A 24,822-nucleotide genomic window follows, 5' to 3' on the forward strand; every position below is an offset into this window, starting at 1 on the left:
ACTCTTTACCTTGCAGTCTTGCGGAGCTACCAACAACTCAATGCTCTACATCTTCTTTATTGTTTTCCTCTTTGCCTCGGCTTATTCTTCAAGCTCGTGCTTCTCGAAAGGGTACTGATGGCACACAACACACTAAAGATTCAGTCTTCATCACTGGTGTTGTGCCAGTTTCGTTATTAACGAAAGCCTGATATTTAATACTGGAGCGTCCAGCATCTAGCATCAAATGAATTACCTTTTTTGATGGCATTGATGCTTTCTCTGTTATAGTTTCAGCCTCGTTTGTGTTAAGTGCGTCCGCGCTTATAGATGTTGGTTGTTTTTTAGGTCTTGACATATCGTTTTACCCTCAACTTTTTATCGTCACTGTCACAAGCAAAAGTAGTCATCATCAACTAACGTTTCATGTTTCATGTTTCATGTTTCTGGCGGGTGTAAGTGGCGTTTCACGGTTAAAGTGAGGCTGAAACATTGATGCAACCGTTGAAACAGTTTCATGAAACGTTCTTTTCAACACTACTGAGTATCTTGGCTCCCAGTAGCAGTAGTCTGTGACAGCATCGAATTTTGTAAAATCTGAAGTAAAAGGAAGTTAACTACCTCTGCATGGTCATTAATGCCTAATTCCTGCGCTTTATTGCTGATAAATGGGTGTAAGGATTGCCTGATTGTTACTCGCATAAATTCTCCTCAAAATAAATTTGCAGGTCGAAGTCGCCAAGAATACGTGTATCTTGTCTGCTGTTGGCGTTTCTGCCTTCTCTGCTTTTGCGTGGTAGCTAATTAAGTAACTCTGCCGTTTCAACCATCTGATACAGGCTTCGTCAAACCGTGGCATTTATGCCATAGCCACACTATAACACCAAGTTACTCTATTACGCTATAACTCTAGTACGCAAAAATGAAAATTACTGATTATAAGTGGATAATCTAAAAGTAGAGTTTATGAGTAATTGCGTAATTGTGGGTAGACCTAAAGGGGATAAACCAGATGAAGTGGCACATCTTAGAGCAAGGATGCCAAAGGATATGCACACAGAATTTAAGCTGTGGTGCGTTAAAAATAATCGGACGATGGACACCGTGATCTGTGAGCTAGTCCAGGAATTTTTGGATAAGCAGCATTCACAAGGATAATTGCGTACTAGCGTATTAGGTGTAGAATTGCTTTCAAAGGCTATAGATAAAAACAGGTATGTTGACTCAAACAGCAACTCTAATGCCACTAAGTACATTTATCCCCGTTTTGACGGCTATCAGCGATCGCGATTGGGTACGGTTCAAGGATCTTGTTGTCAGTTTTGCTCTCCGCTCACGGGATCGAAACTTGGGCAGATGTTTTCAACTGGAGAATCATGCCCACGTTAGAACCAGAGGCTAAAAGATGGCTGTTAGTGACAAAATGCAGCCAAGGTATTAAGTCAGTCAAAATCTTAGATTAAGGTCAAGTTGAGGCAGCATAAATAAATTGAATTATTTTTAGTCACACTAATATTAATATAGTGGGGTATTTATCTGGTTTTTAATATTAGCTAAAGGCTTGTAAAAGCTTTGCTATATCTTGGCTTGAGGAAAATAGATAAATTGTTTTATTTTATAAAGCTGAGATATTTATTATTTTTTTGCCTGAGATAATTTACTATGTAATAAGACTATACCCTTAGTCCATCTTTTCTAAGTGTCATGTCACCCGATATACATAAGAAAAGAATGCCTCCCCAAGACTCAACTTGTTTGCTGCAAGTTGTTTAATAGTCCTAGAAGACACCCCGTAATTTTTATCTCTATTAAATTTCTTTATAACCTAATGTTATCAGTTCCTAGTACTTCTTACAACTTCCTACAACGGGTTTAACGAGAAATTTGATTAAAATTTTGGTGAATCTTCAGGGGAGGTAAAGCCCACACAATTTACCTCACAAGGATTTCACAATGGTAGCCATTTTAAAAGGACACGAAACCGTTGGCGGCTCCGTTATGCCAGGGGCGTTCGCCTCCTTCGACATCCGAAATTTTCAAGACCAGTTAGAGCCATCCAAAGCTAAAGATAAGTTTATTTGTCCAGTTTGTGGGGGTAATGACTTATCTATCGTCCCAGAAACCGGAAAGTATCAATGCTTTAACGGCTGTGAGTGCAAACACGTCAGAGAGGCAATTAAACCCTGGGCTGAAGTGGTGGCAGAAAGGGCAGGAGCTAATTACACTCCATCCCTAAACCGTTTGGCTGCGAAGCCTAAGAGAATCTTGCCCAAACCAGCACCAATTCCAGATGGTGAATTAGGTTTGGTGATGTTGACCTCTACTGTAACAGATATACCCCAACCTCAAAAGTTAACGAGTAGACCACCAAAAGATGTTGAGGGCAGTGCCACCGAAACAATTTATCCTTACTCAGAGTCGCAATGGGTGGTTCGCTACCAGTGGCCAGATGCCAATAAGGAGAAAGGTTACAGCAAGACCTTTCGGCAATGGCATAGGCGACTTGATGGCACACCCCAAATGAAAAAAGGCGATTTGCCTTGGGGAGCATATCGCATTGATGAAGCGATCGCCTGTGCTAAATCAGTAAATGTCACCCCAGCACTACTCCAGCATGAAGGCGAGGGATGCGTAGAAGTTGGTCGCTCACATGGTCTTGCTGGAATTACGTTTCAGGGCAGTGGATGGGATAAAAAGACTATCACAAGAGAATATCAACGCGCAATTGAAGCAGGCATAGGATTAATTGTTTTTCTGCATGACCCCGATGACACTGGGCTAAAGAAACTCCAGACGTGTTCTGAATGTGCAGCCGAGGTTGGGATTGGATTTATTGGAATTAACCCTCACGACATCTGCCCCGATTTACCATATAAATCAAGTGACATCAAAGAAATCTTGGGGCAGATGGAAACACCAGAATTTATCCGTCGGTTAGAGCAGGAGATTCACGCAGCCGTAGCAGAGCGATCGCAACAGGCAGAATCCGAAACTATTGAAAAAGAAGTTACGGATTTATCTAATTTCAAAATAGATATTGATCCAGCAGACCCAGAGGCATTTTACTTGCCTGTATGCACTGCCATGAATTTACCCTACTCTAACTGCGTGACGGCGGGTACTTTTGATGGCTGGGCTTACCGAAAAATCTTTCCTCAAACTGAATGGATGGTAGTAAATTCATCCTTTTACAAGTGGTCACAAGAGAATAAGCAATGGCAGCACCAAGATGATAATAAAGCTTACAAGCTCCTCGCTGACGCTGGAGAATCCGCTTACAAGCTCTCTTACACAAAGACATTTGGCTGGAGAATAACCAAGCCTTACGAAACTAACGCACACAAGGAATCTGCCTTTAAATATTGCCGCAGTCGCTTAGAACCAGCAGAACCACTGCCAACCAATACTCATTTATTAGGGTTTAACAATTGTGTCGTTGATTTGCGAACTGGTGAACAAATGCCTCATCGCAAAGATTTTTACCTGACTAATATCATTCCCCACGATTATGAAGCCAACAAACCATGCCCAGAAGTTTTTCTCAAATTTATAACTGAGAGCTTTGGGTCAGAATTGGTTGAAGTGATTCGGGCGTTCACGAGTATGTTTTTAGACCCAACTGCCCCTTATGGTCGATTTCCCCACTTAATTGGCTTAAGTGGTGGGGGCAAGGGGACATTGGGAAGGTTTTGGAGTAGTTTATTTGGCGAGTCCGGCTCTAGTAGCGCCACACATTTTGCGGATATTTCTACACCGGAAGGACGGCATCAATATTTAAGTGGAAAGCGGATATTTGGATTCCCTGACGTTGGAGGTTATGCCGAAGGAGTCCGAGCTTTTTACGAATTAGTTGACAATGGGCCAATGAGCGGACGCGCTTTATTCAATCCAGTAGCTTATTCAATCCAGTGGTACATTCGGTTTTGGATTGCCTCTGTAAGTCATCTACAAATCGAAAATGCTGGCGACGGCTGGATGCGTCGAGCTTACCCAATTCCAGTAAAAAACCGAGATATAACCCCTGACCCCGACTTGTGGCTGAAGCTACAAGAGGTGAAGTCCGACATAATTTCTTGGGCTTTAGCAATGCCACGAGCAGAACGCGATCGCATTTTGTTATCGCCTCCAACTTCCGAACGGGCAAAGAATTTGGCGCTAGAGGCATCTTTGTACGGGGACTCGACCAAATCCTTTGTGGATTTGTGCTTACGCCCCTCAACGACCGAAACATTTATCCCACAAAGTCGTTTACACAGTTGGTATGTACTTTACTGCCGGGAACATGGTTATGCTCCTTTGGGGATGTCCAAATTTATTAGCCATTTAAAAACAGTCTTGCCCCACAACTTCAAGGAACGTAGCTGGACACCCACGGTCAACGGAAAGCGCGAAAGAATTCAGTCCCACTTTGCATTCATTGAACCACTGGCTGGGGTCTTTGAGATGAAAGTACCGGAGGGGCCACCGGATTCTTCACAATCTTATTCGGAATTTTGGTATTGCTTTAAAGATAAATGCCTTGAAGGGGGAATAGAAGAATTCGAGGAGTTTTTTCATCCTACTAAAACCCCAGAACCCTTACACAGCTTACCTGTCCACCCTGTCCACCCACTAAATACCCCAGAATTTGACCCTGGACAGGCTGAAACCCTTACACAGCTTGGCTGTCCACCCTGTCCAATTGTCCTCCCCCAAGAATTAGCATTGCAAAAAAAAGATGAAGAAAATTTTGAAAGTGAAGTTAATCAATTCGTTGATGTAACTGATAACCCTTCAGTCCCCCAAGACAATGTGTCCAACCTGGACAGCCCTACTGTGACTGGGTTTGAGCCTGTCCAGGAAGTAAATCTTGCTGAAAACTCTTTGGACAGCCAGGACAGCCATCCTGTGACTGGGTTTTCTCCTCGACAAGATGGTGAATTGATAAATGCACGAGAAAGTGAATTATCTCGCCCGTCAGTGAAAGTTGGGGATAAAGTTGAGTTTTTCAACGACAGTGTTCGCAAGTGGCAAGTCGGAATCATTAAGAGCGTTCAACTAATGTCTTCATATTTTTGTAGCGCAACAATTGATTATCGAGGTTTTAAAGGTCAATTATGTCAATTAGAAATCTTCAGGAGTGATTGGATAAAATTTCTGCATTAGGGTGTTAAATCAGTTAACAGTTATTGTCACCGATGTAAAACCCGATTAGGGAATTTGGCAGCATCGACAATGCCGCCAGTCATGTAGACACTCGATAGACAATTAAGATTGAATTAGATTGCGATTTCTCCCCTATTAACAATCAAAGAACAATAATCATGGCATCTGCTGAACTTACCTCGCTTGAGTCAACCCAAGCAGTACCGACAGTTGAAACTCCATCGGATGAAGAGCAAGTAAATGTTGACACGCCAACAGAAACAGAAATTGAATTGCCAGCAGCAATATTTCAAGCTGTTGGGGTAATTACTGGGTCGATCAACTTCAGTTCAGATGGACAAAGCACTGTTACTATCGGTAGCTATGAATACCCACTTTACTACTCGAAGCGACAATGGGATGTATTAAACGCTCTCAAGAAGGAAATAGAAAATACTGGCAACCATAATCAGCGTTTGGTTGTTTATCCAAAGGCAATTCACTTTCCACGCAAAGAGCAACCACATCGCATCGCTTTTCAGTTAGTGGGCTTTGACAGAGGGCGAAAACTAGATGCCGTTTCAGGGGAGTTAGAAGACCTGGAGTTTAAATTATCAGGATTATGGCAGTTCATTCCTGTCTGCTCTACTCCCTGTATCTCCGTGTTCCGAAATTTCTCTGATGAAAGACTCGAATTTATTAAGCAGTCCGAGCCTGCCCGAAAGGTGAAATTCATGAAGGCTAGTCATATACCTTTGCTATGGAAGGATGCACCCGTCCGACCCTTCAGATTTAATCCCAAATTGGAGAAAGACCAACAAGGACGCGCCGTGTTTGTCACAATCAAGGCTAAATTTCTGCCGGGGCGTGATGTCTTCGGTTTTGTTGCACTGACTGCGCTACCACAAGAAGCTGCACCGAGATTTCTCAAAGCGTCTAAGGAGGATAAAGCCACAGTGCAACTTGCAGCTAAGAAAGCGCAAAGAGCAGCAGCACCACCTGCACCAAAGAAAGGTAAGTCAAAAGCGACTAGTCAGGATAATACCTCTGTGCCGCGTACCAAACCATTACCAAAACCAAAACCAAAGTTAAAAACGGGTGAGTAAAACCGCTTTAAAGTTTTATCAGTCAACGCCATCATGGGGTTCTATCTGTTGTGTGGCCCCCTGAATAAATAAGTATTTGCAATAGTCGAGTCAGCCCTAACTGGCGCTCACGTCAAATTAAGGTTTTGGGGCGGTTAGGCGGTCTTCTTGACATAAACCATTACAAACACTCTAGCCGCAGTGACTTTTAAAGACTTATTGAATGGTTTACCCATTATTGTTTTTATATTGCACCCAATTAAGAATTGCTTGCTATATGACTCATTTTGGTATCATCTGCCCCGCAGCCACTGGTCATCTCAACCCCATGACCACCTTAGGTCTTGGACTAAAACAACGCGGTCATCGCGTTACTGTAGTAGGAATTCCTGACGCTCAATCTAAAACACTGGCAGCAGGATTAGAATTCAGGGAAATTGGTGGCTCTGAGTTTCCTGCTGGCATAAGTAAAGAATCATTGGCAAAGTTGGGGGAACTGAGTGGGTTGGCTGCTCTAAAGTACACCATCTATCTGGTACAACAGTCAGCGGTTATGTTACTCGAACAGGGTCCAGCAGCAGTTAAAGAAGCAGGTATAGAAGCACTGCTAGTAGATCAGGTTTCGCCAGGGGGAGGGACTATTGCAGATTACTTAGGTATTCCCTTCATTTCTAGTGGTGGCTCTTTGCTCCTTAACCAAGAAGAAGGAGTTCCTCCTTTTTTCACATCTTGGAACTATAGTCCAAGCTGGTGGGCGCGTCTACGTAACCGAGGAGCTTATTATTTATTTGAGCGCCTTAGGCTACCTATCCGGCAGATGGTGAATGAGTATCGCCAAAGGTGGAAATTGCCCTCTCACTCTAATCCCAACGATCAATACTCCCAACTAGCCCAGTTGAGTCAACTACCTGCCGAGCTTGACTTCCCCAGGCAGGAGTTACCCCAGTGGTTGCATTACACCGGGCCATATCATAATCCAAGCAGTCGCTCCCCTGTCCCTTTTCCTTATGAACAATTGACTGGACAACCGCTAATTTACGCCTCTATGGGTACTATACAAAATCGTCTGCTAGAGATTTTTCAATGTATTGCTAAGGCTTGTGAAGGGTTAGATGTGCAATTGGTAATCTCTTTGGGTGGTTCAACCAGTCCAGAGTCCCTGGCAAAATTACCCGGTTCACCCTTAGTTGTAGAATATGCACCTCAGTTGGAATTGCTTCAAAAAGCCACTCTCACTATTACCCACGCTGGGCCAAATACTGTTTTGGAGTCTTTAAGTAACGCTGTACCAATGGTAGGCATTCCAATTACCAACGATCAGCCAGGAACAGCAGCACGTCTGGCTTGGGCGGGGGCTGGGGAGATGATACCCCAAGCTCGCTTGAGTGTCCCCAGGCTGCGAGAAGCAATTAAGCGGGTGTTGACAGAAAACTCTTACAAACAGAATGCAGTTAGATTACAAAAAGCCATTCAGAGCGCAGGGGGAGTAAGTCGAGCTGCTGATATTATCGAACAAGTAGTTTCTACAGGTAAGCCTGTCTTAGCTCAAACTCGATAATAGAATTATTGGCGTTGCTGAATAGCTTTTATAATTTTTAAAACCCTTATCTAAATAAGGGTTTTAAAAATTATCTATTGATTTAAGGCGCGTTAACACCAATGACGGCATATCCACCACCAAACAAGGATAAAAAGCTAATTTTACAAAATTAGCTTTTTATTTAAAGCTAAAAAGCTAAAAAGCTAAATTAATTAATTGACAAAATAATTAATTTAGCTTAAGTTAATTGGCTAATTTAATAAATTAATCAAAATAGAGATGCTGACAATTACCGTAAGCTCGTTGAGTGGCGGTCAGGGCAAGACGACAACAGCCCTGTTCCTTGGTCGGCTGCTATCACGCCAGGGGTTGACCACCTTGATGCTCGACTCCGACCCCCAACATAATCTGACTACCTATCTGGGGTTCGAGTTGTCACCCAACCAACCAACCCTATTAGAGTTTCTAAAAAAAACAGTCGCACCAGAAGACTGCATCTACCCGACTCAAGACAACGACAATTTATTTCTTATCCCCGCCGATGACCAACTCGATACCGTACAAGATTATTTATCTAACAGTGGAGTCGGTGCAACCTTACTCAAGCGACGATTGGAAGCCATCAGCCAAATTTTCCAAGTTTGCATTATCGATGCCCCACCCCAGCGATCGCAAATTTGTTTAACAGTAATTGGCGCAGCAGATTTTTTAATCATTCCCGCAGAAGCATCGGTCAAAGGTTACGGTTCGCTCGTGCGGACGCTCGACTTACTAAGCGGCTTGCGAGATGTCGGAGCCACGAATGCCTCAATCTTAGGTGTACTACCCTTTCGAGATCGCTGGTTTGGTAACACCCAAGCGCAAGAAAGTCGGGCTGCGGTAGATGGAATGCGTGACGAAGTTGGCGAAAAGTTAGTTCTACCTTCAATCCGCGAGTCAGAACGTTACAAGCAGGCCATCAACAAACGTACAACCCTCTCGCAGTTGGGATACACCGACCTGGAATATCCATTTGAAATCTTAATCGATAAAATCCGCACGGATATTGGGAGCAAATAAAAATGTCAGATAACGTACTCAACCAACTACGCAACAAACGCAATCGCCCAACAGTTACACCACGTCAGGATGCACTTCTGACTCAAGAACAGCCCCAAGCTCAAGCACAGGAGCAAAACTCATTGCCGCAACCCACCCCAGTTACAGAACTTGCCAACTCAACTGCTGCTACAGCTGACACTATAGCTGAACTCAAAGCCGAACTCGAAAAATACCCCCAAACTCGGCGACATTCGGCAATCGTTCTAGAAAAAGACCTCGACCAAGAATTGACACGGTTTTGTAAAGAATTAGGCATCACAGTTGAGGTCTTTTTAGAAGCTGCCTGGACTGTTGCTAGTACTGACAATGCGCTTACAGAAAAAATTACCACGGAAGCCAAGCGCCGCTACGACCAACGCAAGCGGGTTGGGCATATTAAACGGTTAATCACAATGTTGAGCAACCCTTCAAAGTAAATAATGAGCCTCAATACCCAAAAAGAAGATTTCAGTTACGCTTATGTGTATGCCGTCACTGCAACTGCTGGCTACTCCTTGCAAGCAGCCACACGTAGGTTAGATGATAGCGGCATCGACGCTACAATTACCGTACCAGGAAAACTCAACTCCAAGCGTCTGCCGAGATTTGACGTACAAATTAAATCTACATCCCAAGATGTTAAGAGAGAAACATCCATCAAATACCGACTCAGCGTCAAAAACTATGATGAACTCCGGGAAGATGACCCCTTCGTACCACAACTATTAATAGTTGTTTTAGTGCCAGAAGAAGTTAGCGACTGGTTATCCCAAACCGAAGAATCCATATCCCTCAAACGCTGCGGTTACTGGCTATCGTTGCGCGGACAACCAGCGATTGATAACAAGACGAACATCACTGTGGAAATTAAGCGTCAAAATATATTTAGCCCCGACGCACTCAAAACCATAATGTCACGCATCGCCGTTGGAGAATCCCTATGACAGCTATTTTCCCGGATGTGGAAAAATTCAAATGTATCGACCCCCGACAAGTAGAAGCTTACTTAGTTGGGCATGGTTGGCAGCAACAGCAGCGTCAAGGTGATAAAGCTGCCATTTGGACTCTAGACGGTTTTGAAATTTTACTTCCCCTCAAACCAGAAATTATCGACTTTTCTCGTCGGATGGCGGAAGTCGTTGAAACTCTGGCGTTGGCAGAAACCAGAGATCAACAGTCAATTTTGGGTGACTTAATTACAAATGCACCTAATACCACCATTCAAGCAGTCGTCACGCACATCGCCACACCCAATGCAGATCACCTCAGTGGCGACATCACCATGCTGGGCATCGTGGTTGATAAACTGCGTCCCATCCACACTGAATTAGCTGACCGTGACTACATCCTGGCACTAAAGGCTTATCAAGAACGCCTGCCGGTTTACTGCACGGGTGACTTAATCAAGGAAAACGGGGTATTCATTCTGAAAAATCCCCATCACTTTAGCCTGGATCATAGTGAATAATGTTCTAACGCCGTGACCAAAGTAGGCTCAGTATTCAAGATTATGAATGATTACAACAAAGCCACAGCAAGGCTTATAGGCGAAATGGGTGTAGAGAAAAGCAATTCTCGCACCACATAGGGGCTGAAAGGGTTGTGGTTGTAGCACATTTGAGGGAGGATTGATCCTAAAGCTTCTTTTCACTGCCCGTGAACATCCGCGCGATCGCCGATTTTAACCCTGAATCACTCGCACTGACAGAGCCGTTGCCCATCACGTTGCACCCGGCTGAAGTTTATATCAACAGTCTTGGTGAAGGTTCAAGGCGGACGATGCGGGAAGCACTCAACGCGATCGCTCGACTGCTGACTAATGGCAGTTGTGATTCAAGTACTTTGGATTGGCCAAAGTTGCGCTATCAGCACACCGCTGCGGTCAGGTCAGTGCTGATGGAAAAATACAGCCCAGCAATGGCGAATAAAATGCTTTGTGCATTACGGCGGACGCTCAAGGAAGCTTGGCGGTTAGGGTTAATGTCCACGGATGAGTATGGACGAGCATCTGATATTGAGTCGGTGCGGGGCAAGAGTTTGCTGAAAGGGCGCGAAATTGATGCTCTTGAAATCTCGACGCTATGGTTAGATTGTATTCAAGATGACTCAACATTGGGTCGAAGGGATGCGGCACTGCTGGCAGTTTTGACGGTAGGGTTGCGTCGCAGTGAAGTGACTTACCTTGATTTGAGTGATTTTAAACCGCGCAGTCGTTCACTAGAAATACGTGAAGCTAAGGGGCGGAAGGAACGAATTGTATATTTACCTGAAGCTGGTGTGCAAGCTCTCCTTGATTGGCTACTGATTCGGGGTAAAGCTCCAGGGCCGCTTTTTTATCCTTTAAATAAGGCAAAGAAAATCATACCGAGACGGATGAGTGAACAAGGGGTGTTGCGAGCATTGCAACGGCGGGGGGAAAAAGCCGATGTGGAGGCGTTTACACCTCATGATTTTAGAAGAACTTTTATCGGTAATCTATTAGATGCAGGTGCAGATATCGTCACCATAGCGAAACTTGCAGGTCATGCGTCGCCAAGTACTACAAGTAAGTATGATCGGCGTGGGGAAGCGGCGAAGAAACGGGCGATTGATTTGTTGAATGTACCGTATAGTAGACGGGATAAGTGAAATTTACAGTATAAAAAAGCCAAATACGACACATTAGTTATTGTCATTTGCACTCAGGTTAGCAACTCCTACTCTGGTTATACCCCTCTAGTTTCTAGAGGCTTCTACCAGAAACGAGCCGCACATGATATATTCCTGCTACCTGACCACAATGACCCCCATCTGTCTAATGCTGCCAATGAATTTATTACAGAAGCGCGGAAATTATTTTGATTTTCTTGTAGGTATATAGTTTATCTATTAATAAATCAGTTCAAAAAAATCTATCTTTAGATAGATTTTTTTGAAAAACTTTATATTTTGAGAACCTTTAACAATCCTTTATGTAAAAATGTTTTTTGTATTGACATGAAAATCATGTCAATACTACGCGGCTAACCATTCAATAAATAATTTGTGGTTTGTGAAAAAATGATCTTTCATCTCGCTGTGAAGTAAGTCTATTCAATTAATAAATAATAGACCAAAAACAAGGACAAAATAATGAATGTTCTACAAGTAGAGATGGAGGTTCATGACCGATTAGAGATAGCTGATGCTCAAATCACTAGTTTAATAGTATGTAGAGAATATAATTAAATCAATAATTATCAACGTATTATGATATGCAGTTAGAAAATGTAGTTGAACCATTTGGTGAAGTAAATGTCTATAAGCAAAAAAATGGCGAACTGAAGATCGTTGCTACTATTCTCACTGTTCCCGATATTGAGGGAGTGCGAATGGGCCTTGCTCTCGATGGTTCAGCATCAATGAAAAAAATGTATGGGGTTAGTGGTATCGTAGGTGGAGTTTTGGCTAAAGCAGCAAGTGCAACTAACGTTGTTGAACCAGTTGCCCACACAATGGTGGATTTTTTATCCAACTTTTCATTTAATGGCAAAGTAAATTTAATCTATTGGGCTTGCAGTCCGGGTGGGACAGCAATAGAAGAATTAGGAGATTTTGACAGTCAAAATATTCAAAAGATGGTGGTTAAAGGCCCTAAGAAATGGGGAACAGGTACTAAATTATTACCACCTGTTCAATATTTTGTTGAAAAATTTAAAGATGCCCCAGCATTGGGAGTAAAACAGCCTGCTGCTATTTGTGTCTTTGTCACTGATGGAATTATTGAAGATTTAGCAGAAGTTAAACAATACTGTAGTCAATATGCTCAAGATATAGCCAAAGGTCAAAAGCCGTTTATGAAATTGTTCCTCATTGGTTTTGGTGATGAAGTCGATGAAGGGCAAATGGATGAATTGGACAATATGTTTGACAACAACCCAATCAAAGACAGTACAGGGCAAAGTATTGACCTTTGGGATCATCAATTAGCTAGTGATATGAGCAAACTAGAGCAGGTTTTTAAAGAACTTGTTTTTGAGGACATGATAGTTCTTGGTTCTGGGCGGATATTTAATCAAGTGGGAAAACCAGGACGTGATTATGCTGATGGAGTTCCCGCCTTACTCCAATTTACTCTACCTGCTGGCTCAAATGCCTTCACTTTGGAATTCCCTGGAGGAACTATCACTCAAGACATTTCAGCAGCACTATCACAACCATAAACACGTGAAAGATAGTCAGAGGAAGAGATAAATATGCATGGGCAAAACTCCGATTCATCACCAGAACAGAGAAATCATCAACTGCCTAGCAGTATGGTTGCAAAAGAGTTTGGAGAAGTGAATGTTCGCAATACAGGTCTGGAACTGCAAATTTTGTTCACGATTCTGATGGAACCTCAGGGTGAAGCAGCAGAAGGCTGGCAAACAGGAGTTGCTTTGGATGCGAGTGCATCAATGAAAGACTTTTATGGACGCAAGCTAGAAGGAAAAATTCCTGCTGATGTCAGTGAGGAATACGAAAAAAAAGGTTGGTTAGAATCTCGTGTTGAAGAAGGAAGGCGTGTTAAATCCTTTCAAAAAGCAGCCTATGAAGATGCTATTCAAAAGGGATATCTTCGTCCTAGTCCGAATATTGTGCAACCTCTTGCCCAGCAATTCATAGCCTATTTAGCAGAGAATTTAGATGCTCATGGTGGGACTACAGTTATTTATTGGGCGTGTGGTTCTGGTGCTGAAATCGAAATTCTGGGAGACTTTACAGAGGCTCAATGTCGCACCCTCGATGTGATTGGGCCTAAAAGCCTGAACTTTGGCAACAGCACTATACTAACTCCTGCTGTTAAATACTTTGCCGAACGTTTTGTAGATGCAAAACGGGGTATGTTTATTTTCATTACGGATGGTCGCGTTGATGACTTATCAGCAGTCAAGCAATATACAACCCAGCTAGCAAAAGATATTACATCTGGTCAGCGTCATCCGGTTAAATGTGTTTTGATAGGAGTAGGAAATCAAATTGACAAGAGCCAATTAGAAGAACTAGATGATTTTCATCCAGGCACAAATATTGACATTTGGGATTATAAAATAGCGAAAGAAATGGCATCATTAGTGCAAATTTTTGCTGAAGTGGTATATGAAAACCAAATAGTCGCACCAACTGGTACTATCTATGATGCGGCTGGAAACATCATTAAGAAATATACAGATGGATTACCAGCGAAAGTATCTATATCTATGTCATCCCAGTCTGAATGGTTTGAATTAGAAGTTTACGGTCAGAGGATTCGTCAACCTATCATTCCCCCTAAACCTGAAAAGTAGGAAGGTAGTCATGGAAGATAACGATGAAATTTATGTGATGGCTGATGCCAATTTTCCTCCAGTTATACCAGTTCCACCCCAGAAAAAATTTTCTAGTAAAACCCTATGGTTATTAGCAGGATTAATAGCGATCTCAGGTAGTGTATTAGCCTATATTTTAGTGGATAAAACATCTGTTACCGAGCCAAAGTCTGGCCTAAAAACGACTGCTACGCAAAAAATACAAAACTTCAATTTACCCAAAAATTCTTCATCTTTCCAAGTTGTAGCTGCAACGCAAAAACAGGAATTGACCTTGAAGTTTGACCTCAACAAGACAGAATTAATGCCAGTAGATATATCCAAAATTAAATCTTTATGGTCTAAGGTCAAAGGAGGAAAAGGTACAGTTATCATTACTGGACACACAGATAATTTAGGCACTGAGCCGTATAATCAAGGACTCTCCCAAAAACGTGCCAAAATAGTAGCTGAGATTTTGCAAAACCTGGGTATGAATAAAAGCTATCAAGTTAAAGTGCAAGGATTTGGCGAGACTAAACCTGTAACTAGCAATAGTACATCTGTAGGAAGAGCTATAAATCGGCATGTTTTAATTTCTTTCAATGTGGAACAGTAATATTTTGTAACTGATAAGGTGTAGCATTGCCAAGATTCGTCATCAAGTGTACATAACTCAAAATTTCTGTTGATTATAGAAATTATTGGCAATTTCAAATGTAGTTTTGTATTACAATCCGAAATTCTAGACATTCTATTTGGTTAAAAAGTGTAGCTCAATTAATCGCAGAAGACTAATTTATAATTCCAGGAGATAAAAATGGCATCACGTCGGTTACCAGTTTATCTGGTACTAGATTGCTCTGGTTCAATGTATGGCGATCCGATTCAGGCGGTTAACCAAGGAGTTAAGGCACTAATTGCCGAATTAAATACTGACCCTTTTGCTATAGAGACAGCATATTTGTCAGTCATCACCTTTCAAAGCGATGCTAAACAGCTATCTCCCCTTACAGAACTAATGGCATTCCAACCTCCCAGTCTTTCTGCTAGTGGAGCCACTTCTTTGGGCGCAGCACTCAAACTTTTAGGTAAATGCTTTGAAACAGAAGTTAAAAAAGCTAGCGAAACACAAAAAGGCGATTGGAAACCCCTAGTGTTTCTGATGACTGATGGAGAACCCACCGACACTTGGCAACAAGCAGCATCCGAATTAAAAGAGAAAAAGCCTGCGAACATTATTGCTTGTGCAGCCGGTTCTGATGCGAATGAGTATACACTCAAACAGATTACAGAAATCGTTGTGAAGCTGAATGACCTCCAGCCAGATACTCTCAAAGCCTTCTTCAAATGGGTATCACAATCAATTAAACAGACTTCTCAAAGTGTGGCGCAAGTAATGGCAGACAACGCACCAGTAAATCTGCCACCACCTCCACCCCAAATCCAAATCATACCTTAACAGTATTTATTTGTAGGTAGTACTTGATAAGGTGCTACCTGAATAATTATAGATTCACAAAGAATGTTGCGGGGGTGACAATAATGAGTACATCAGAAGAGTTGACACAAGAAGAATTGGAAGACTTAGTTAAAACTATTGCTTGCCAGCTTTATATTGAACCATACCAAGATAAATATCAACAAAATTGGAATAATTGGAACAACGATCCTACATTTCAAAATCGCATCAATAAGGTTCATAATAGTTTAAAAGAAATGTCAGATCAGTTGTTCGCATATCTATTAAATTCTGGGAAATTAGGAAAAAAAGAAAGTCATAACAATACAGACATCAATTTTCTTGCTGTAATGTGGCAAATATGTATGTATGGAAATATTTATACGTTAGGTCATGACGAAAAAAAAAGCGAACAGAAAGATACCCAAAAGAAAGTACAAGAAGTCCTTCTTAATGTCATCCGCAAAGCTTTAACAGCTTCAGAACCAGAACCAGTAGCTAATTTATCATCCCAAAACTCTGGTGAATCTCCTCAAGAAACCCCTACACCTCCTACTACTGCAAATTGGCATTATCTTCCAGTGCAAGACCCACTAGATAAGCATAGTGAATTTCACTGTGAGGCTCAAGAATTAGCAGATAGCTTCAAGATAATTGGCGCACGAGTTCGAGGTAAGGCACACAAACATCAAGGTACTAATTGTGATGATTGGTTTGAATTTAAAACTAGTGGTAATTGGACAATTATTGCTGTATCTGATGGTGCTGGTTCTAAAAGATTATCCCGGATTGGCGCTAAAGTTTCCTGTGAAGCTGCTGTAGAATATTTAGTACAACAACTACAAAATTATTCAATCAAAGAACGAGATAATATAGATGATTTATCTCGTTCTTTGACTAGAAATAAAAAATGGGTATTTGCAGGAGAAGATATTGAGTATGTTCAACAATACTTACACACAGCAATAGAACAAGCCTATAAAGCTGTTGAGCAAGCTGCTACAGAACTTAATAATAATCGCGAATACGCTCAAAAATTTGATAAAAAACTGGAAATAAATGATTTTTCTGCAACTCTATTACTTGCCCTACACACCACTGTTAAAGCTGGCGGAAAATCATATAGTTTAATCCTCACTTGTCAAATTGGAGATGGGATGTTGGCAGCTTTATCCCGTGAAAATAACCTGACTTTATTAGGTGAACCAGATAGTGGTGAATACGGAGGACAAACTGAGTTTTTGACATCTAAAAACAAGCTACAGAAAGCAAATTTAGTACAAAAAACATTTGTATTTGCTGGAGATATTAAGGCTTTAATGGTTATGACAGATGGTGTAGCTGATGACTACTTTCCATCTAAACCTGGGATGTTAGCACTTTATGGAGATTTGGTTCTCAATCAAGTGATTCCAATTGCCGAGCCACAAAATAAAGACATTGTTAATGATGAGTTACGAAATACAAAACTCAGAAATATTCAAGGTTTACAACACGCTAAAGAGAAGCTCTTATCAAAAAGAAAAAGAATTATTGGACCTAATACAAAAGATGAACCTGAAGAAGTCAATATTTACTCTATTGATGACTATGCCAGAGAATTAGCTAAAACTGTTGAACAAGTTGTAGCTTCTCCGGTTTTATTGGCAGCAGCAAAAGCGGAAATGTATCAAGAATGGAGTAACAAAAGACGAGAAGAAAAATTGCAATTGTGGCTTGATTCTTACTATCGCCGGGCTTCATTCGACGATCGCACATTGGTGATTCTTTATCGGTAGGACAAGAAATGGCAAAAGCAACCCTGATAGATAACAGCACTATTGAGTATCTCCCAGATATGATTGGCGAGGGAGCAATGAAGCAAGTTTACTTCACTGCTGATAAAAAATCGGTCATCTGCTTCTACAAAGGTAATCAGATTGATTATGATACTAATCGATTGTTACGTTTAAAAAGAATTTTAGGTAACTATAATCCTACAACTAGCACAAATGGTGACTATTTTCAGAATCTTTTCTGTTGGCCTACAGGTATTGTAGTTAAGCCACATTTAGGCATCATCACTCCTGCTTATCCAGACGAATTTAAATTTAAACAAGGTAATTTTGCAGGTAAAGAGAAGGAAAGTACATGGTTTATAAGCTCGAAACTGCGGGCAATCTTGCCCGCAGCAGAACAAGGAAGTTGGATTAATTATTTGCAAATCTGCATACTTTTAGCACGTGCTGTTAGACGCATGCACCAAGCCGGGCTTGCACATTCTGATTTGTCTAACAGAAATGTTTTGATTGACCCCACTACAGGAAAATGTGTTGTCATTGATATTGATTCATTAGTTGTTCCTGATTTGTTTCCACCAGATGTATTAGGGACAAGGGGATACATTGCACCAGAAGTATTAACAACAATTCATTTACCACTCCACGACCCAAATCGACAACATCCATCAACAGCTACCGACCAACACGCTTTAGCAGTGCTGATCTATCAGTATTTATTGGGTAGGCATCCTTTAGAGGGACCCAAAATACATCCTGCATCTTCTACTGAGGAACAAGAACTTTTAGAAATGGGATCTAAGGCATTGTTTATTGAACATCCTACTGATCAATCAAATCGTCCCCATGATTTAAAAATACCATATACTGCACTAGGCCCACATTTGAGCAAATTATTTGAAAGGGCCTTTGTTCAAGGATTACACTCCCCTCAAGCACGACCAGCTGCTATTGAATGGGAACGGGGTTTAATCAAAACATGGGATCTGCTTTTTAAATGTACTAACCCTCAATGTCTAAGCCAGTGGTTTGTTTTGCATGACCACAATAATATCAAATGTTCATTTTGTGACTTACAACCTCAAGGAAGTACGCTCATTCTCAACCTGTTTGTACAACGTCGTCATGGTCAGTGGAATAGAGATGGAAAGTTAGTTGTTTATAATGGTCTTAGTCTGTTTAAATGGCACGCCTTTGATAATATTTTTCCAGGTCAAGAAGCGGACAAAACTCCTCAAGCTTACTTCGTTTTTCATGAAAATAAATGGCTACTCATTAACCAAAAACTCACTTCGCTCACATCTCCTGAAGGTAGCATGGTAGCACCTGCTGCGATATCGGGACAGGCTGGGGAAGCTATTGAGTTAAAGGACGGAATTAGATTCCATTTCTCTCAAGATCCTCATGGTAGGATGGTGGAAGTACAAATGATTAAAGTGTAAAAATTGGCAAAATTCTATAAGCACTATTAAGGTGAAACCATAGCTAATAAGTCATAACTAAGTGTTATGTTTGATCAAATTATGAACTTGCTTGGAAGATTTTTCCTGTCAAATATTGAACAAGCACAGACTGTACAATCCTCTCCAAAACCAGTCAACGAAGAGTTGATTATTCACAAGACTGAACCAGAAAATATTGCAGACTGCCAATATGAAAAACAATCTTCTCGAACAGCAATCACATTTCTGCAACAACAACTGAATACTCAGCAAAATAATGAAACTCTATCGCTATGGCCTCCTAATGGAGAATATCAAGGCCCCATCATCATTAATCATTCCCTGACTTTAGACGGTCAAGGTGCGACTATTTGGTCACTCATAGGGCCAGTTCTATCTATTCAATCAGATAGAGTCATTCTCAAAAATTTAAGAATAGAAGTTACAGGTTGTAAAGATATTAGTAGTCAACAAGATGCTTGTGCCATTCTAGTCAATTCTAGCAAAAACTTAGAGTTTCATAATGTGGAAGTACGAGGAACAACAATGGGATTACCAGAAGAAGAAGGCGCGTGGAAGTTTCCCAATTTACTGACTCTTGGGAAACTAGCACCAAGAACAAAGTACAACTTTCTATTACAGATTGTTGTTCCAGTTGCCTGTCAAATTGAGTCACAGATATCGGGAATAGAATTGACACCTCACTACCTTACTCCTGGTGAAAATGAAATACAACTCCATTTAGAAGAACTTTTACCATCTACGTATATTAATGGTAATCTTTTTATCGTTTCTGCATTTTTAAAAAGACGTATCACCTTAACTGCCTATGTTGCTTCTGTAACAAATTCAGAGCTTTTATTAATTCAGAACCGCATTCTTTGGAAACCAGAAGAATGTGCTTCTAGGGATATTTCAGAATCAAAGCCTGAAATTCAGGAAGTTGAGGCGATTTCATTGGATACGAACAATAGAGACGCAGATAAAATTGAGGATGAAGTATCCAATAATAATATTACATTAGATAAAGAATGCGAAGGGCAACTGCAAAAATATTTAAGAGGCTCTAAAACTCGTAGAGAAGTCAAGCCTAATAATCAAGTTTTTCAACCAGTATCAAATAAAGTACAAAATCCGTTACAACAAGATACAGAAATAAAAAAACAACCGTATGATGTCTTAACAACACTTAACCAAAATTCTCAAACTGAACAGATTCAATCCAGCCAAAAACAATCATCTAGTGAGTCTAAATCTAGTATTAAAAGTTATATTGTGCCCAGTCCTGTTTTTAACCCTAAACCTATCCCTAGCGAGTCTACAGAAAACGAACTGTGAGAACATAAATTCGTTATTTTAATACTAAGTAATATTTCGTCAAAGTACCTTTGTATCACGGATAAATACCTAATTAGACCAAAGCACAAAAAGTTGCATACTCAAGGTATATCCAAACTAAAACATAACATCCGCAATTCCACTCAAATGTTAAAAATGAAGTTAGTTGCTAGTTTAGTCTTGTACAAAAGGAAGCTAGTCTATGAATTTTTTAGGTAGTGATCGCAAAAAATTACGCAAGGCTATTCTTAGCGCTTACCCAGACCCAGGCGATCTAGAAATCATGGTTAATGAAGAGTTAGGAGAAAATCTCCATGCTATCGCTGGGGGAGGACAACTTAATCAAGTTGTATTTAATGTGATTAAATGGGCTGAAACAAAAGGAAAATTGGAACGCCTCATTATGGCAGCCTATGATGCCAATTCAGGCAATTCAGACTTGAAAGAATTTTATCATTACATTATAGAAAAAAAATTTATTCTGAATCCCATATCTGGGGAGTCTAGTGTAAATATTGGACCGGATATTGAATGGTTAGGACCAACAGAAAACGTCCAACTTGAAACCTATTTACAGCCAGAACCCGAATTCTTAGACGCTATTTTTTTCAAACGAGCCGTCGAAAATTTAGCATCTGTATGTAGAATCGAAATTTCCTCACAAAGAACTAGAGGTACGGGTGTCTTAATTGCAAATAGGCTAGTTCTGACTAATTACCACGTTCTTGAATCAAAGAATAACGCAGATATTAAAACTAATGCTCTCAATGCCATTTTACATTTTGGCTATTTTAGCTCCGATTCTAAAAATGAAAGTGAAGGACAGATATTTAAATTAGATAGGGAACAGCCAATTTTGAACTTCAGTCCAACTGAAAAACTAGATTACGTTCTTCTGCAAGTGGAAGAAGATATTGTTCAAGCTATTCCATCTAAAGGTATTCAACCCGCTCGTTGGAATGCAAGTAATCTTCCCGTAACAGGAAAGGGGATTACTCTTGTGCAGCATCCTAAAGGAGACACAATGAAAGTATGTATTAGTCGTGATGGCATAACTGGCGTGTATCAGGAAAGAGGACTAATTCAATATGTTAGTAAAACAGAGCCAGGTTCTAGTGGTTCGCCATGTTTTGATGAAAATTGGAATTTGGTTGCTTTACATCATGCTCAAAGAGATAGAATGTTTAGTTCTATACGTGGTACTATTCGTGAAGGAGTTTTATTTAATTCTATCTATCAAGAAATAAAATCTTACCTAATAAATGAAATTTAAACAGTAAAAGGGAGAAATTATAATGGGGCGTAGAATTATCAGAAAACGATTTGAAGCTGATAGTACAGATGTAAAGTTAGACAGCTATTTTGACAAACTAATAAAATACATTCCCTCTGAAATTATTGGGGCTTGGATAGCTATTAAAGGATTAATTAAAAGTGCTAGCGGTGTTCCAGTAAATAATTCCTTATGGATTATATTTTTTATACTTATTGGCTTAACTTCTGTTTATATATTTAAACAAATTTCCGTTTCTGAGCAAATATCTTCAAAAGAAGAAAAATTATCAATTACAACTCAAATTATAATTTCTACATTGGCATTTATTGTATGGACATTTGCTATTGGAGAAGAACCCTTTTCATCACTGCCTCTTTACAAGCCTGTATATAGTTCAATAATATTAATATTATTTAATCTTATAATACCTTTAATTTAAATAAATATTATAAGATAAAAAATTGGCTCTTCATTACTTATTATGCTAAATCTGTATGTAAATAAGCTTGAATGCCTTACTGGGCAATAATAACAGACGTTAATATTAGAATTTGAGGCTGAATTCAGAGATCGACGCTGTAACTGCCTAAAAGGCTTGATTTTCAAGGCAAGTTACGAAATTTGATTAAAATTTCAGCATAATAAGTACTGAAGAACCAAAAAATTTAAATTAATACTTAATTCAGATTTTTAAAATCTATGGAATCCGATAATAAAAAAGTAATCGAACTTTTGCAAGAACAATTAGATTATTTCCGAAGAGAATATATCATTACGGCAGACCCAAGCCGCAAGTTTGAACTTTCTAAGAGGATTGAAGAAATTGAAAAGCAGTTACAAGCATCAGAGGATAGAATAAATACTTCTAAAACAAAGGATTTGCATCTTGTAATTGATAACTCTAAACCTATCAATTTAACAGGGAGTCAACGCAAGGAATTCCGTGAGGCACTCATGGATGCCTTCCGTAGCAAGAATGATTTAGAAATAATGCTGAGTGAAGAATTAGATTGGAACCTTGATCAAATTGCTGGTGGAAATAACTATCAAGATATTGTATTTAACCTCATTAAATTTGTGGAAGCTAAAGGCGAAATTAAAAAACTATTAGAGGCGGCAAAACTGTATAATTCAGGCAATTATAAATTACACAATTTTTATGTATCAATAATTAATTCTTAAAAATATATGAATAATAATAAAAACTCTTATACCAATTTAATATGAAGCTGCGTATTATGGTAAGAAGCCAACTCTTAAGTTTAAATAGCCATGAGCCGCCCGTTTAAGATTGAAATAACAGAGAGCGAAGAGGAACTAAAAAAACGTCTACATGGATGCCTAAGCCAGGAAGTCACCCCCCTGACTGGCTACAAAACCGTGCATGAAACGTTAATTTCACACGGCTCCTTAGTGGCAGTAATTCTCATTATGAGAATTACTGCCACTATCATTGTCATCTATGCAAAATTTTCAGTTAAAGGTATGGTTTTTATATCCTTTAACTCGTAAGTGCAGGGGCCTTTTTGAGTCAGCCAGGAATTTTTGATGAAATAGTGCAATACTTTCACTCAATCCTGAAAGATTTTCAGGAAATTGAAAGCGGAGAAATATTTATAACGATAGAAAAAAATGTGAGCTATTATTCGACTTCAAGCAATCAGCTTTTGCACGTTTCTCCAAAAATGGTATTACAGGCTACTATTTTTTAGCGTTGGCAAAACTTTTCTCTCTACTGCTAATCATTAAAAAATATGGAAAAATATTCTAAATTTCCGAAATCAAATTTTGTAGATTTGTAGTTTTGTAGAGATAATATTTCTATATAGCCGTTATCATCTGTTTTAGCTATGCATATTAGTATTGCAGACGACCTCAAAAAAAAGTTTCATGCCACTTGTGCCTTACGGGGATTGAAGATGAGCCAAGTTGTAGCAGAACTCATTGAGCAATGGTTGAAGGCTAATAATTGTGTTGTATCTGGTGTTGAGTTTGATGAATCTGCGATAAGAGATAAAGCAACTAAGTTGTGATTAACGCGATTGCTTAAACTAGCGACAACAATTTTCAACTTGTAGTAATTGAGAGGAATTGATAAATATGGGTTTATCTGGCCCACAACGTAAAGAAATACAATTAGCTTTGATTGATGCTTTTCCTAATACAGCATCATTAGAGCAAATGTTGTCATTTGAATTAGATATAAATCTAACGGCGATTGCTGGCGAAGGGAGTTTACAAAATATTGTCTTTAAATTAATACAAGCAGCTAATTCTCAGGGATGGATTGAAGATTTAATTCGTGCTGCGTGTGATTCAAATCCTGGAAACTTACTACTGAAGGCTACTACTGAAAGACTATTGATAGCCCAAGAATCCTTAACAGATTCTAGCTTGAAACTACTTTCAGATTTTAGCAATAAAGAAGATGACATAGCTAATAAGCAGGTTCAGGAATTTGTAGAGGATAGCGATATTGATTTTGAAAAATTGAAAATATTAGGTGTTCGACTAAAAAACCCAAACTTAACAGAAGAACAAATCCGTCAATCTATTAAACTAAATCCTAATAATGCTGGATTATACGATTTTTTAGGATTTTATCAGTATAGTATAAGTAATTATCAAGGTGCAATTGAAGATTATACCCAAGCGATTAAACTTGAGTCTAATAATGCTTATTACTACAACAAGCGTGGGTTGTCTCGATATAAGTTAGGAGATTATCAAGGTGCAATTGAAGATTACAGCCAAGCGATTAAACTTGAGCCTAATAATGCTTATTACTACAACAAGCGTGGGTTGTCTCGATATAAGTTAGGAGATTATCAAGGTGCAATTGAAGATTGCAACCAAGCGATTAAACTTGAGCCTGATAATTATAGTTGCTATAACGTGCGAGGTATGGCTCGCGATAGTTTAGGTGATTACAAAGGTGCAATTGAAGATTACAACCAAGCGATTAAACTTGAGCCTAATAATGCTTATTACTACAATAATCGTGGTTACTCTCGCTATAAATTAGGTGATTACAAAGGTGCAATTGAAGATTACAGTCAAGCAATTAAACTTCAACCTAGTGATGCCGATTTGTACAACAAGCGTGGGTTATCTCGATATAAGTTAGGAGATTATCAAGGTGCAATTGAAGATTACAACCAAGCAATTAAACTTGAGCCTGATAATTATAGTTGCTATAACGTGCGAGGTATGGCTCGCGATAGTTTAGGAGATTATCAAGGTGCAATTGAAGATTACAACCAAGCGATTAAACTTGAGCCTAATAATGCTTATTACTACAATAATCGTGGTTACTCTCGCTATAAATTAGGTGATTACAAAGGTGCAATTGAAGATTACAGCCAAGCAATTAAACTTCAACCTAATAATGCTTATTACTACAATAATCGTGGTTACTCTCGCTATAAATTAG

At 39.7% G+C, this 24,822-nt stretch carries 24 protein-coding genes; 22 read left to right on the forward strand and 2 right to left on the reverse strand.

All coding sequences use genetic code 11. The features are described 5' to 3' along the window. Positions 1 to 88 precede the first annotated feature (88 nt). Positions 89 to 337: a hypothetical protein gene (locus A4S05_RS40725; RefSeq protein WP_141699831.1), complete on the reverse strand. Its 249-nt coding sequence runs from the start codon at positions 335 to 337 to the stop codon at positions 89 to 91. A 179-nt stretch (positions 338 to 516) separates the two neighbouring features. After that, positions 517 to 681, reverse strand: a complete 165-nt coding sequence (locus A4S05_RS42140) for a hypothetical protein (RefSeq protein ID WP_176727137.1) — start codon at positions 679 to 681, stop codon at positions 517 to 519. A gap of 264 nt (positions 682 to 945) precedes the next feature. Here A4S05_RS42140 and A4S05_RS28770 point away from each other — a divergent pair, with 264 nt between their 5' ends. The 22 genes from A4S05_RS28770 to A4S05_RS28880 form a co-directional block, all read left to right on the forward strand. After that, positions 946 to 1,137, forward strand: coding sequence for a hypothetical protein (locus tag A4S05_RS28770; RefSeq protein WP_141699832.1), 192 nt, complete (start codon positions 946 to 948; stop codon positions 1,135 to 1,137). A 58-nt stretch (positions 1,138 to 1,195) separates the two neighbouring features. Next, positions 1,196 to 1,381, forward strand: coding sequence for a hypothetical protein (locus A4S05_RS39530; RefSeq protein ID WP_256091224.1), 186 nt, complete (start codon positions 1,196 to 1,198; stop codon positions 1,379 to 1,381). Positions 1,382 to 1,932: 551 nt separating this feature from the next. Continuing rightward, the gene (locus A4S05_RS28775) at positions 1,933 to 5,124 is read left to right on the forward strand and encodes a primase-like DNA-binding domain-containing protein (protein WP_069073199.1); all 3,192 of its coding nucleotides are present in this window, start codon (positions 1,933 to 1,935) and stop codon (positions 5,122 to 5,124) included. 158 nt (positions 5,125 to 5,282) lie between these two features. Next, complete coding sequence (locus A4S05_RS28780) at positions 5,283 to 6,209, forward strand: hypothetical protein (RefSeq protein ID WP_069073200.1); 927 nt, start codon at positions 5,283 to 5,285, stop codon at positions 6,207 to 6,209. A 256-nt stretch (positions 6,210 to 6,465) separates the two neighbouring features. Then, a complete protein-coding gene (locus A4S05_RS28785; protein ID WP_069073219.1) occupies positions 6,466 to 7,746 on the forward strand; it encodes a glycosyltransferase in 1,281 nt (426 codons plus the stop codon). A 261-nt stretch (positions 7,747 to 8,007) separates the two neighbouring features. Continuing rightward, positions 8,008 to 8,787: a ParA family protein gene (locus A4S05_RS28790; protein ID WP_069073201.1), complete on the forward strand. Its 780-nt coding sequence runs from the start codon at positions 8,008 to 8,010 to the stop codon at positions 8,785 to 8,787. Between the two features lie 2 nt (positions 8,788 to 8,789). Continuing rightward, positions 8,790 to 9,245 (forward strand): carboxysome distribution maintenance protein McdB, encoded by a 456-nt coding sequence (locus A4S05_RS28795; protein WP_069073202.1) that lies wholly within the window; start codon positions 8,790 to 8,792, stop codon positions 9,243 to 9,245. 3 nt (positions 9,246 to 9,248) lie between these two features. Continuing rightward, positions 9,249 to 9,752, forward strand: coding sequence for a DUF4365 domain-containing protein (locus A4S05_RS28800; protein WP_069073203.1), 504 nt, complete (start codon positions 9,249 to 9,251; stop codon positions 9,750 to 9,752). Beyond that, a complete protein-coding gene (locus A4S05_RS28805; protein WP_069073204.1) occupies positions 9,749 to 10,276 on the forward strand; it encodes a hypothetical protein in 528 nt (175 codons plus the stop codon). Before A4S05_RS28800 ends, A4S05_RS28805 begins: the two co-directional genes overlap by 4 nt. A 188-nt stretch (positions 10,277 to 10,464) precedes the next feature. Further along, positions 10,465 to 11,436, forward strand: coding sequence for a tyrosine-type recombinase/integrase (locus A4S05_RS28810; protein ID WP_069073205.1), 972 nt, complete (start codon positions 10,465 to 10,467; stop codon positions 11,434 to 11,436). 605 nt (positions 11,437 to 12,041) lie between these two features. Beyond that, positions 12,042 to 12,989, forward strand: coding sequence for a vWA domain-containing protein (locus A4S05_RS28815; RefSeq protein WP_069073206.1), 948 nt, complete (start codon positions 12,042 to 12,044; stop codon positions 12,987 to 12,989). 33 nt (positions 12,990 to 13,022) lie between these two features. Continuing rightward, positions 13,023 to 14,093 (forward strand): vWA domain-containing protein, encoded by a 1,071-nt coding sequence (locus A4S05_RS28820; RefSeq protein ID WP_069073207.1) that lies wholly within the window; start codon positions 13,023 to 13,025, stop codon positions 14,091 to 14,093. Between the two features lie 10 nt (positions 14,094 to 14,103). Further along, a complete protein-coding gene (locus tag A4S05_RS28825; RefSeq protein ID WP_069073208.1) occupies positions 14,104 to 14,712 on the forward strand; it encodes an OmpA family protein in 609 nt (202 codons plus the stop codon). A gap of 201 nt (positions 14,713 to 14,913) precedes the next feature. Beyond that, complete coding sequence (locus A4S05_RS28830; protein ID WP_069073209.1) at positions 14,914 to 15,555, forward strand: vWA domain-containing protein; 642 nt, start codon at positions 14,914 to 14,916, stop codon at positions 15,553 to 15,555. Positions 15,556 to 15,638: 83 nt separating this feature from the next. Next, entirely contained in the window at positions 15,639 to 17,333 is a 1,695-nt protein-coding gene (locus tag A4S05_RS28835) for a PP2C family serine/threonine-protein phosphatase (RefSeq protein WP_069073210.1), read from the forward strand. Between the two features lie 8 nt (positions 17,334 to 17,341). After that, positions 17,342 to 18,775 (forward strand): protein kinase domain-containing protein, encoded by a 1,434-nt coding sequence (locus A4S05_RS28840; protein WP_069073211.1) that lies wholly within the window; start codon positions 17,342 to 17,344, stop codon positions 18,773 to 18,775. Positions 18,776 to 18,841: 66 nt separating this feature from the next. Continuing rightward, positions 18,842 to 20,113: a right-handed parallel beta-helix repeat-containing protein gene (locus A4S05_RS28845; protein WP_069073212.1), complete on the forward strand. Its 1,272-nt coding sequence runs from the start codon at positions 18,842 to 18,844 to the stop codon at positions 20,111 to 20,113. Positions 20,114 to 20,315: 202 nt separating this feature from the next. Beyond that, positions 20,316 to 21,386 (forward strand): trypsin-like peptidase domain-containing protein, encoded by a 1,071-nt coding sequence (locus tag A4S05_RS28850; RefSeq protein WP_069073213.1) that lies wholly within the window; start codon positions 20,316 to 20,318, stop codon positions 21,384 to 21,386. A 22-nt stretch (positions 21,387 to 21,408) separates the two neighbouring features. Next, positions 21,409 to 21,828, forward strand: coding sequence for a hypothetical protein (locus A4S05_RS28855; protein ID WP_069073214.1), 420 nt, complete (start codon positions 21,409 to 21,411; stop codon positions 21,826 to 21,828). 260 nt (positions 21,829 to 22,088) lie between these two features. After that, positions 22,089 to 22,571 (forward strand): effector-associated domain EAD1-containing protein, encoded by a 483-nt coding sequence (locus A4S05_RS28860; RefSeq protein WP_069073215.1) that lies wholly within the window; start codon positions 22,089 to 22,091, stop codon positions 22,569 to 22,571. A 668-nt stretch (positions 22,572 to 23,239) separates the two neighbouring features. Beyond that, a complete protein-coding gene (locus A4S05_RS28875; RefSeq protein WP_069073218.1) occupies positions 23,240 to 23,422 on the forward strand; it encodes a plasmid partition protein ParG in 183 nt (60 codons plus the stop codon). Between the two features lie 67 nt (positions 23,423 to 23,489). Then, on the forward strand, positions 23,490 to 24,822 hold a 1,333-nt coding region (locus A4S05_RS28880), incomplete at its 3' end, for a tetratricopeptide repeat protein (protein ID WP_256091226.1).

Source organism: Nostoc sp. KVJ20 (assembly GCF_001712795.1).
GTDB lineage: Bacteria > Cyanobacteriota > Cyanobacteriia > Cyanobacteriales > Nostocaceae > Nostoc.

Excerpts from the sequence above, each read along its gene's own strand:
- A4S05_RS28830 (WP_069073209.1), top strand. The coding sequence starts at position 14,914 with ATGGCATCACGTCGGTTACCAGTTTATCTGGTACTAGATTGCTCTGGT.
- A4S05_RS28795 (WP_069073202.1), top strand. The coding sequence starts at position 8,790 with ATGTCAGATAACGTACTCAACCAACTACGCAACAAACGCAATCGCCCA.
- A4S05_RS28855 (WP_069073214.1), top strand. The coding sequence starts at position 21,409 with ATGGGGCGTAGAATTATCAGAAAACGATTTGAAGCTGATAGTACAGAT.
- A4S05_RS28780 (WP_069073200.1), top strand. The coding sequence starts at position 5,283 with ATGGCATCTGCTGAACTTACCTCGCTTGAGTCAACCCAAGCAGTACCG.
- A4S05_RS28790 (WP_069073201.1), top strand. The coding sequence starts at position 8,008 with ATGCTGACAATTACCGTAAGCTCGTTGAGTGGCGGTCAGGGCAAGACG.
- A4S05_RS28825 (WP_069073208.1), top strand. The coding sequence starts at position 14,104 with ATGGAAGATAACGATGAAATTTATGTGATGGCTGATGCCAATTTTCCT.
- A4S05_RS28815 (WP_069073206.1), top strand. The coding sequence starts at position 12,042 with ATGCAGTTAGAAAATGTAGTTGAACCATTTGGTGAAGTAAATGTCTAT.
- A4S05_RS39530 (WP_256091224.1), top strand. The coding sequence starts at position 1,196 with ATGTTGACTCAAACAGCAACTCTAATGCCACTAAGTACATTTATCCCC.
- A4S05_RS28805 (WP_069073204.1), top strand. The coding sequence starts at position 9,749 with ATGACAGCTATTTTCCCGGATGTGGAAAAATTCAAATGTATCGACCCC.
- A4S05_RS28845 (WP_069073212.1), top strand. The coding sequence starts at position 18,842 with ATGTTTGATCAAATTATGAACTTGCTTGGAAGATTTTTCCTGTCAAAT.
- A4S05_RS28835 (WP_069073210.1), top strand. The coding sequence starts at position 15,639 with ATGAGTACATCAGAAGAGTTGACACAAGAAGAATTGGAAGACTTAGTT.
- A4S05_RS28850 (WP_069073213.1), top strand. The coding sequence starts at position 20,316 with ATGAATTTTTTAGGTAGTGATCGCAAAAAATTACGCAAGGCTATTCTT.
- A4S05_RS28875 (WP_069073218.1), top strand. The coding sequence starts at position 23,240 with ATGCATATTAGTATTGCAGACGACCTCAAAAAAAAGTTTCATGCCACT.
- A4S05_RS28820 (WP_069073207.1), top strand. The coding sequence starts at position 13,023 with ATGCATGGGCAAAACTCCGATTCATCACCAGAACAGAGAAATCATCAA.
- A4S05_RS42140 (WP_176727137.1), bottom strand. The coding sequence starts at position 681 with ATGCGAGTAACAATCAGGCAATCCTTACACCCATTTATCAGCAATAAA.
- A4S05_RS40725 (WP_141699831.1), bottom strand. The coding sequence starts at position 337 with ATGTCAAGACCTAAAAAACAACCAACATCTATAAGCGCGGACGCACTT.
- A4S05_RS28840 (WP_069073211.1), top strand. The coding sequence starts at position 17,342 with ATGGCAAAAGCAACCCTGATAGATAACAGCACTATTGAGTATCTCCCA.
- A4S05_RS28770 (WP_141699832.1), top strand. The coding sequence starts at position 946 with ATGAGTAATTGCGTAATTGTGGGTAGACCTAAAGGGGATAAACCAGAT.
- A4S05_RS28860 (WP_069073215.1), top strand. The coding sequence starts at position 22,089 with ATGGAATCCGATAATAAAAAAGTAATCGAACTTTTGCAAGAACAATTA.
- A4S05_RS28800 (WP_069073203.1), top strand. The coding sequence starts at position 9,249 with ATGAGCCTCAATACCCAAAAAGAAGATTTCAGTTACGCTTATGTGTAT.
- A4S05_RS28785 (WP_069073219.1), top strand. The coding sequence starts at position 6,466 with ATGACTCATTTTGGTATCATCTGCCCCGCAGCCACTGGTCATCTCAAC.
- A4S05_RS28775 (WP_069073199.1), top strand. The coding sequence starts at position 1,933 with ATGGTAGCCATTTTAAAAGGACACGAAACCGTTGGCGGCTCCGTTATG.